Origin of the sequence: Polaribacter sp. Hel1_33_78 (assembly GCF_900106075.1) — a bacterium.
GTDB lineage: Bacteria > Bacteroidota > Bacteroidia > Flavobacteriales > Flavobacteriaceae > Polaribacter.
The window spans coordinates 581,441-590,652 of record NZ_LT629794.1; the positions used below are offsets into that span (position 1 = coordinate 581,441).

Annotated in this window: 9 protein-coding genes; 7 read left to right on the forward strand and 2 right to left on the reverse strand. The window is 30.7% G+C overall.

Features of this window, described 5'->3' with window-relative positions; translation table 11 throughout:
- Positions 1-159: 159 nt before the first annotated feature.
- Both BLT88_RS02575 and BLT88_RS02580 read right to left on the reverse strand, forming a co-directional pair.
- Positions 160-1,782, reverse strand: a complete 1,623-nt coding sequence (locus BLT88_RS02575; protein ID WP_091952816.1) for a 4Fe-4S dicluster domain-containing protein — start codon at positions 1,780-1,782, stop codon at positions 160-162.
- Positions 1,783-1,841: 59 nt separating this feature from the next.
- Positions 1,842-3,188, reverse strand: a complete 1,347-nt coding sequence (locus tag BLT88_RS02580) for an NAD(P)/FAD-dependent oxidoreductase (protein ID WP_091952817.1) — start codon at positions 3,186-3,188, stop codon at positions 1,842-1,844.
- 168 nt (positions 3,189-3,356) lie between these two features.
- Here BLT88_RS02580 and BLT88_RS02585 point away from each other — a divergent pair, with 168 nt between their 5' ends.
- The 7 genes from BLT88_RS02585 to BLT88_RS02615 all read left to right on the forward strand — a co-directional run bounded on the left by BLT88_RS02585 (position 3,357) and on the right by BLT88_RS02615 (position 8,993).
- Positions 3,357-4,226, forward strand: coding sequence for a hypothetical protein (locus BLT88_RS02585; protein WP_091955627.1), 870 nt, complete (start codon positions 3,357-3,359; stop codon positions 4,224-4,226).
- A gap of 26 nt (positions 4,227-4,252) precedes the next feature.
- Positions 4,253-5,254, forward strand: a complete 1,002-nt coding sequence (locus tag BLT88_RS02590) for a glycoside hydrolase (RefSeq protein WP_172824231.1) — start codon at positions 4,253-4,255, stop codon at positions 5,252-5,254.
- 81 nt (positions 5,255-5,335) lie between these two features.
- A complete protein-coding gene (locus BLT88_RS02595; protein ID WP_091952819.1) occupies positions 5,336-6,169 on the forward strand; it encodes a universal stress protein in 834 nt (277 codons plus the stop codon).
- An 8-nt stretch (positions 6,170-6,177) separates the two neighbouring features.
- Positions 6,178-6,393 (forward strand): hypothetical protein, encoded by a 216-nt coding sequence (locus BLT88_RS02600; RefSeq protein ID WP_091952821.1) that lies wholly within the window; start codon positions 6,178-6,180, stop codon positions 6,391-6,393.
- Positions 6,394-6,921: a hypothetical protein gene (locus BLT88_RS02605; RefSeq protein WP_091952823.1), complete on the forward strand. Its 528-nt coding sequence runs from the start codon at positions 6,394-6,396 to the stop codon at positions 6,919-6,921. It abuts the gene before it with no gap.
- Complete coding sequence (locus BLT88_RS02610) at positions 6,921-8,198, forward strand: outer membrane protein assembly factor (protein WP_091952825.1); 1,278 nt, start codon at positions 6,921-6,923, stop codon at positions 8,196-8,198. The genes BLT88_RS02605 and BLT88_RS02610 overlap by 1 nt, the downstream gene beginning before the upstream one ends.
- A gap of 66 nt (positions 8,199-8,264) precedes the next feature.
- Positions 8,265-8,993 (forward strand): metallophosphoesterase family protein, encoded by a 729-nt coding sequence (locus tag BLT88_RS02615; protein ID WP_091952827.1) that lies wholly within the window; start codon positions 8,265-8,267, stop codon positions 8,991-8,993.
- Positions 8,994-9,212: the final 219 nt, after the last annotated feature.

Below are 9,212 nucleotides of genomic sequence, written 5' to 3' on the forward strand. Positions count from 1 at the left end.
TTTGTAATAGAATCTCCAAAATGCTCTATTTTTACTATTTATAAGCTAGTCTTTTTCCTTACGTTGTTCATTCTTATAATACTCTTTGTGATATTTTTTTGACAGAAAGAAGCAAAACTCAATGATAGTAAGAGAAAAGGAAGAATATTTTCTGAAACATTACTTTCTATTTACGAGATCCATTAAATCTACATCATTTCCAAGTAGAATTTCTGTAGGATTTATTCTTCCATCTTCAGGACCATTTTCTAATTTTAAAACACCTCGAGGGCAAACTGCAGAACAAACTCCACAACCCACACAACTAGAACGTACAATATTTTCTCCTTTTTGTGCATACGCTCTTACATCAATTCCTTGTTCACAATAGGTAGAGCAGTTTCCACATGAGATACACTGTCCGCCATTCGTAGTAATTCTAAATCTTGATTTAAAACGTTGAATAAAACCTAAATAGGCTGCTAAAGGACAACCAAACCTACACCAAACACGGTTTCCAAAAATAGGATAGAATCCAGTACCAATAACACCCGCAAAAATAGAACCAATTAAAAAACCATAAATATCTTGAATTGTTTGCGTTTTAATACCAATTACTTGACTCTCTCCAGAGAAGAAAGTGTACAAAGCAAACCCCGTCATGACCAAAACAAAAATTAATACCGAATGAATTACAATACGTTCTACTCTCCAGGAAAGTAGCGTTTTACTCGATAGTTGTCGGTAAGGATCTCCTAATGTTTCTGCCAATCCACCACAACCACAAACCCAAGAACAGTACCATCTTTTTCCAAAGAAATAGACCATTACAGGAACAACTACTATTGTTAAAACAACGCCCCAGACTAAAATAAATAGACCAAATGTGCCACTAGCAAGCAGCTCGTCTAAATTCCATCTAAAGAAAAAATCATAGTCTAAAGGAAACGCATTTTTAAAGTCATACCAAGGTTTATCAAAACGAACTAAAATTTCAGGAATTAAAAAAGCGAATACAATTTGAAAGAATAAAACAGATGTTGTTCTTAAAATTTGGTATTTATTATGACGGTATTTTATATACATTCTCACAGCCATAACACTCATTACTGTACAATATAAAAAACCATATAAAAACCACTGACTTGCAGGATTTCCGCTAATAGATTTACTTATCGGATCTACTAAATAGACCCAGTTAACGATTAAATCTGGGTAGAAATAGAGTAGGATGTAAAAAGTCACTAAAAAGATAAAAGCAAACCAACCAATCCAACCACGATTTGTGGCTGCGTTTAAAAATATCCCATCGTTTTTAATTTCTGGCTTACCTAATAAAACAACATCGGGCACAATATACAGCAGTGCACCAATAATACCCAAACCAAAAGTTAGAAACCACATGAAACCAGTTTTGTCAGCAGCTAAACCCTTACCCGCTTTTTTTGCAAGTGCAAAACTTGTGCTTCTTAGTTTTCCTGAGATTTTATATTGATACTGTGCTCCTTTTTTAGTCCAATTTTTTTCAGCATTGTATTTTGCAATTAAGGTATCATAATAATTATTAGATGTTTCGAAGGCAGTAATTACTTTAGTAGAAAAAGCAAAAATGTTTAAATCTTTTTTGTTGACAATTGCTCTAGAAAGTTCGTCTTTGATGACTTCGCTTTTGTACCCTTTTTCGCTAATAAAAGTATCCAATTCTTGGGGGGTACAACTAAATGAACCTGTAAAAATAGTTCCTATAAAAAAGGCTAATCCTGTTAAAAAGACAACTAAACCTGTTTGTTTTATAAATTTCACAATAATAATTTTACGTTATAAGTTTGGATTGAAAGAGTTTTATGATTGCTAAACCCCAATTAATTGGTAAAAATTCGTTTCCAACTTTTCTTTTTTAAATTGATGTTGGTCATCTGCTCTGTATTAAATTTTGTTACAATTTCAGCTTCATGCAATTTATAAAACTCAGGATCAAAATTGGCATCCGCTAAATATTCTAAAACAAATTCTACAGATTTATTTTGGGTTAGCCACGTATCAAAAATTTCATGACGCATTCTAATTCCAAAGGTATTTATTCCTAAAAATTGGCGAGAATCGATATCATAAGAAATGGTAATACATTTATGATCTTTTGGATGTTGCCATTGAAAATAAGCTTCATTTTCTTTTTTACTTCGTTCGCTAAAAACCCAACCATACGTTTGGTATTCAATGTCTAAAAATTTGGCAGAATTAAACCAATGTCCAGGTTTGTATTCCGTTTTATTACCACAAATAGTTTGCGCAAGCGTTTCTCCCATCATTCTTCCTGTATACCAAACGGCTTCAATATTTCTTCTTTGTCCGATAGCTTCATGTTGCTCTGCACAATCACCAATTGCATAAACATTTTTTATGTTTGTTTCTAAAAAGCGATTCACTTTTACACCACGTCCTAATGCGATTCCAGAATCTTTTATAAAATCAATATTTGGTGTAACACCGGCTGTTAATCCCACTACATTGCAGAAAATTTCTTCACCGGTTTCTTCAATAATTACTGATTTTACGTTGCCGTTTTTATCTGCTTTGATTTCTTTTAAATTAGTGCTGAGTCTTAAATCTATGTGATGTTCTTTAATATGATTATTAATCATTTCTGATTCTTGCGTTGGTAAAACCCCATTCCAAAAACTAGCTTCACGCACTAAAAAAGTAACCGGAATTTTTCTACTTCTCAACATTTCTGCCAATTCAATTCCAATCAACCCACCACCAACAATTACAGCTCTTTTGCATTTTTCTTTATTTGGGGCAAATTTTTCTAAATTCTCTAAATCTTGTTTGTGATACATGCCCATAACACCTTTTAAATCTTGCCCTGGCCAGCCAAATTTATTAGGTTTAGAACCTGTTGCAATAATTAATTTATCGTAAGAAAGTATAGAAGAATCTTTAAATTTTAATGTTTTTTTATCAGTGTTTATCGTATTAACAAAACCCTCTTTTAATTCGATTTTATTTTTATCCCAAAACCAATTTTCATAAGGTTGTGTGTGTTCAAATTTCATGTGCCCCATATAAACATACATAAGTGCAGTTCTCGAAAAAAAGTATTTAGTTTCAGCAGAAACTAGGGTAATTTTTTTATTAGAATTCTTTCTGATATGTCTTGCGGCAGTTACTCCAGAAATTCCATTACCAATAATAACAATATGCTCCATAGTTGATTGATTCTTACTTTTGAGTCGAAGACTAAGTTAAGAACTTAAACCTGAAATTTAATTTAGATTTATTATAAATAAAAAAGCATAAGTCTAAATTGTAAGCATTCGATAATTTTAATGACTTACTTCGTAATTAAACTTTTAGAAATAAAACCAACTAGAAAAATGAAAAAGAGATTTTCAAAAATTCTATTTCTTACCACATTTGTTGTCAGTTTTACCGCTTCTGCGCAAGAAAGAGAGCCTGTTAAAAGTAATATTCAAACATATACGCCATCAAAATTATTAGACAAAGGTCAATGGGATGTTAAGTTTTTTAACAATTTGTATACAGAAACCAAGGGCAGCTATAATGGTATTACATCTGATAAAGAAAGAGAAACTTATTTCACATCAACTTTAGATCTTTTTACAGGTGTTTCAGATAATAACAGATTAAACATTGGGTTGTTGTTAGAATACCGTTCAAATGTTATTAATGGAAAAAGTGCTACTGCTGCTTTTGATTTTAAGAATGATGAAAATTCAAGAAATGGATTATCTTCTTTTGCACCAGCTTTAAAATGGCAGCCGATAGAAAATATTGGAAACTTCTCGATTCAATCTGCTTTTCATATTCCTATAATTTCAAATGAATCTGATGCAAATGGTGTGTATTTAGATCAGACAGCATATACATTTCAAAACCGTTTTTTTTATGATTATACGGTCGAAAATGGAAATTGGCAATTGTTTACAGAATTAAATACGGAGTATAATTTTGGTGATTCCACTAGTTTTGCAAACAACACAATTGTGTTAGCTCCGGGTGTATTTATGAGTTATTTTCCAAGTAATACAGCAACTATTTTAGGTTTTGTGCAACATTATCAGCGTTTTGGAGATTTTACACAAAATTTTACGGCATTAGGTTTTGGAGGAAAATATCAATTAAACAGCACTTTAAACTTAGAAATTTTATACAGCAAATTTGTAAGAGGGAGTGATACCGGTTTAGGACAAAGTTTTAATATTGGATTAAGAGCATTGTTTTAGTAAAAAGAACTATTTTAGAGGGAATTATGAAAACAACAAAACTCTTTTTTTTACTGCTTCTTTTTTTAGAGTTACCCTGTAACAGTCAAACCAAAAAAGTAAACGGATTAAGCTTTGTAGCTTCCAGAGATAAAATTGATATCACACACACAAATGCAGTTTTAAATGCACAAAGCAATTATGTTGCATTGATGCCTTTTGGTTTCATAAAAGAATTGTCTTCGCCAAAAATAACACACAATACAAATAGACAATGGTTTGGTGAAACCAAAAGTGGACTGTTACAATATGCAAAAGAGTTTCAAAAGAATGCTGTAAACGTTATGGTAAAACCTCAAATTTGGGTTTGGCGCGGAGAATTTACAGGGAACATAGAAATGGATTCTGAAGAAAAATGGACTATTTTAGAGAATTCCTACTCAGAATTTATTTTAACCTATGCAAAAGCGGCACAAGAAATTAATGCAGATATTCTTTGTATTGGAACAGAATTAGAAAAATTTGTAATGACTAGGCCACAATATTGGCAAAAATTAATAAAGGAAATCAGAAAAATATATAAAGGAAAGTTAACTTATGCTGCAAATTGGGATGAATTTAAAAGAGTTTCTTTTTGGGGTGAAATCGATTTTATTGGAGTTGATGCGTATTTTCCTTTGAGTGATGAAAAATCACCAACGGTACAAGAATTAGAAATTGGCTGGGAACCTCACAAAAACGAAGTTATAAAAATTCAGAAAAAATATAATAAGCCCGTTTTGTTCACAGAATTTGGATATAGAAGTGTAGATTTTAACGCTAAAAAACCTTGGGAATCGAATAGAGTAGAAGGCAATGTAAATTTGCAAGCACAAGTTAACGGTTTGCAAGCGATACACAATCAATTTTGGAAAGAAGATTGGTTTGCTGGTGGTTTTATTTGGAAATGGTTTCATAAACATGAGGAAGTTGGAGGTGAAAATAACAACAGATTTACACCCCAAAATAAACCAGCAGAGCAATTAATTAGAAAACTATATAAACAATAACATGTTTTTAAACATGATAAATATCTTGAAATAGAACATTAATTGTTTTTAAATTTGTGCTAGAATATAAAAATATTTTAGATGAAAAAAATTATTGTGCCTATAGATTTCTCAGAGCATTCAGAGTATGCGTTAAAAGCGGCAGCACTTTTGTCAAAAAAAATGGATGTTGAAATTTATGCTCTACATATGTTAGATCTTCAGGAGGTTAACTTTAGTCAAAGCTCAGAATTTAGCCAAGAAAAAGGAGTTTTCTTTTTAAAATTAGCAGAAAAAAGATTTGAAAAATTCCTACAAAAAGACTTTTTAAAAGAGGTGAAACTTGTGCCAATTATTAAGCATTATAAAGTTTTTAGCGAAGTAAATGCTATTGCGAAAGAAATAAATGCAGATTTAATAATTATGGGATCTCATGGAGCTAGTGGATTAAAAGAATTTTTTACAGGCTCAAACACGGAAAAAGTTATTAGATATGCAGAGATTCCTGTTTTAATACTTAAAAATGAATTGAATGATGTAGATTTTTCTGATATCGTTTTTGCAACAGATTTTTCAGAAGAAACAATACCTGCTTTCAATAAAATGTTAGATTCATTAGATTTTTTGGGTGCTAAAAAACATCTTTTATTTGTGAATTCACCAAACGAACTATTTAAAACGACGCCAGAAATGGATGCTTTAGCAAACAACTTTTTAATGAAAGCAGAGGGCCATACAAATCGGTTAGTAAATGTTAATTTTGTTTGTGCCAAATCAATAGAAGATGGTATTTTAGACTTTTCGAATGCAGTTGGTGCAGACTTAATTGCATTAATCACACATGGTAGAAAAGGATTGTCTCACGTTTTTTCAGGAAGTATTTCTGAAGATGTTTCAAACCATTCTGCTTTACCAATTATGACGTTTAAAATATAAATTGATGAATGAAACTAAAACAGTTGCTACTTTCTGTTCCTTTTTCTATTTTCTTTTTTTTATGTTCAGAAGATAATGACATTACAATTCCAAGAAATTTGCAAGATTATTTTGAAGGAAACTCTGAAAGAGAGTTAAATAAAATTATTGCTTGTGCAGCAACTGCGGATGCAAATGAAAGCCTATCTTATATTTTTTATTATCCAGTTGAAGGTGCTTCGTAAGTGCTTTATTATGAAGCAGACAGTTTAAATATAGATGAAAATGATTTTACGAATTACAAAAGAATAGTTTTAGCTGAAACAGCTGTTTTTGCCCAAAAATTAAGTCGATTTTCACAATTAAATTCGGAAGAATTTTGGTGTGTGGTAACTTATTTAACTCATGGAAAAATGCACAAATCAAATCCCATTCGATTAAAAAATGAGACCAAACCTACAAATTGGACAAATGAAGTTACAATCGAATATCCAACAACTTTAAAACCAAAATTTACATGGTCAGATTTTGATATTACAGATAATGAATTTTATTTTCAAGTAATTTCTGATAGAGATGATGATTCTATTTCTGGAACGTATAGCTATGATCATTTTTTTCAATACTATAACACAACCAATATTGTTTTAAATATAAACACTGCAACTCCAAAGGATTTGGTGGTAGACGACACCTATAATTTTACCTTAATGGCGGTAAGTGCAGATAATTGGGTAAATTTACGAATACAAAAATCTTTTGTTGCAGAATAATGAAACTTAAAATCTGGATTTTTACTTTTTTATTTTTAGGGATCTCTTTTTCTCTTTTTTCACAAGAAAGAATAATTTTAGATCTTAAAATTAAAGGAGCAAGGAAGACTAAAATTTCTTTTTTAAAGAAATTTTTAAGTACCAAGAAAGACCTTGTTTTAGATTCTATTGCCTTAGAGAAAGATATTATTGAATTGAAAAGATTGCCAGCAATAAGGCATGCGTATTATCAAGTACTAAATGCTAATACTAATTTCTGCACTGTTTTTATTACCGTTGAAGAAAATTTAACCTTGTTTCCAGAAGTTAATTTTTGGACTACTACAAATCAGCAGTTTTCATACAAACTAGGTTTGTATGATTATAATTTTTTAGGAAAAAATATTGCCTTTGGCGGATATTACCAAAACAACGGGTTCAATTCGTATGGCATTAATTTTAGAGCGCCGAATTTGTTTTCTAAAAAGTGGGGGCTATCTGTAAATCATCAAGATTGGAAGAGTGAAGAGCCTCTTTATTTTGGAGATAAAACGGCTAATTATGTTTACAATAATACTTCTTTTGAAGTTTTAGGGATTCATCAAATCAATTTTAAAAATCAAATTAATTTTGGCTTTAATTTTTTTACAGAGCAATATCAATATATTTCAGGAGCTATAGACCCCTCAATTCCAAAAAGGTTAAGCCTAAAAAAGACACTTTTTAAACTAGTATATGTTTATAATAATTTAGATTATTTTTATCAATATATAAACGGATTTAAAAGTGTACTGTATGCACAGTATGTAATTACAGAAAATGATTTCCAGAACGATTTTTGTATTTTTTGGAATGATTTTTTCTATTACACCCGAATTACTGAAAAAGGAAACTGGGCAAACAGATTAAGAATTGGTTTGTCATCAAATGAAAAAACACCCTTTGCACCCTTTGCTTTAGATAACAATATAAATTTACGTGGAGTAGGTATTTTAGTAGATAGAGGTACAGGTAGTGTTGTTTGGAACACAGAATACAGGCACACGATCTATGATAAAAATTGGTTGGCAATTCAAACAAATTTCTTTACAGATATTGGGTCTTGGAGAAACCCTGGCGGAAACTTAAATGATTTTTTGAGTAGCAAAAACATTCATATATATTCGGGTTTTGGTTTGCGTTTTATCAGTAAAAAAATATACAATGCTACTTTTAGAATCGATTATGGGTTAAGAGTAAACACTATTAAGAACAATTCTGAAGGAGGTCTGGTTTTTGGAATTGGACAGTATTTTTAATTAAATTAAGATTCCTTTCATCTTTTTTTTATAGAAAATAGTAGTTTTGTGAAAAATAAAAGGAAGATGAGAACTTTTGCAATAGGAGATATTCATGGAGGCTTAAAAGCGTTAATTCAGGTTTTAAATAAACTAGAAATTAAAGAGGGAGATAAACTGATCTTCATGGGAGATTATGTCGATGGTTGGAGTGAATCTGCTCAAGTTGTTCAGTTTTTAATTGAGGTTTCAAATAAATTTAAGTGCGTCTTTATAAAAGGAAATCATGATGTTTGGTGTCAAGATTGGTTAAAAACAGCAACGGTAAATACCTCTTGGTATATGCATGGTGGTAAAGAAACCATGGAAAGTTATGAGGGCTTTTCCGAAGAAGAAAAAAAACAACATTTGGTCTTTTTTGAGAAGCTACCTTTATATCATATAGATGCTGAAAATAGATTGTTTTTGCATGCCGGTTTTACTTCTTTACATGGTGTAGAAAAAGAGCCCTTTAAAGAGCTTTTTTATACAGATAGATCTCTGTGGGAAATGCTTTTGGTGATGGACAACCGAATAGAAAAAGACTCGATGTATTATCCTAAAAGAATACAACATTATAAAGAAATTTATATTGGTCATACGCCCACTACAAAGTATAATGAATCTTTACCAATAAACATTGCAAATGTTTGGAATATTGATACCGGAGCTGCCTTTAAAGGAAAAGTAACCGGAATAAATATTGATACAAAAGTGTGCTCTCAAAGTGATCATTTGCCAGATTTGTACCCGGATGAAAAAGGGAGAAATAAATAAAATTGAATTAGTATTAAGTTAGTTTTTTTTATGTTTAAGTGATTTTTTCTCGTCGTTTATACTTTTCTATCGAAAAGAAATATTGAAGTTGTGTGTCATTCCTAAACTGTCAATATTGAGGTATCTAGAAAAATGTAGCACTCATTTTCTTTTTCCCTTTTCAAAAATTATTACGCTAATCAATTAGAAAGGTAAAAGTATTTTTCTCATTTGGTTAAA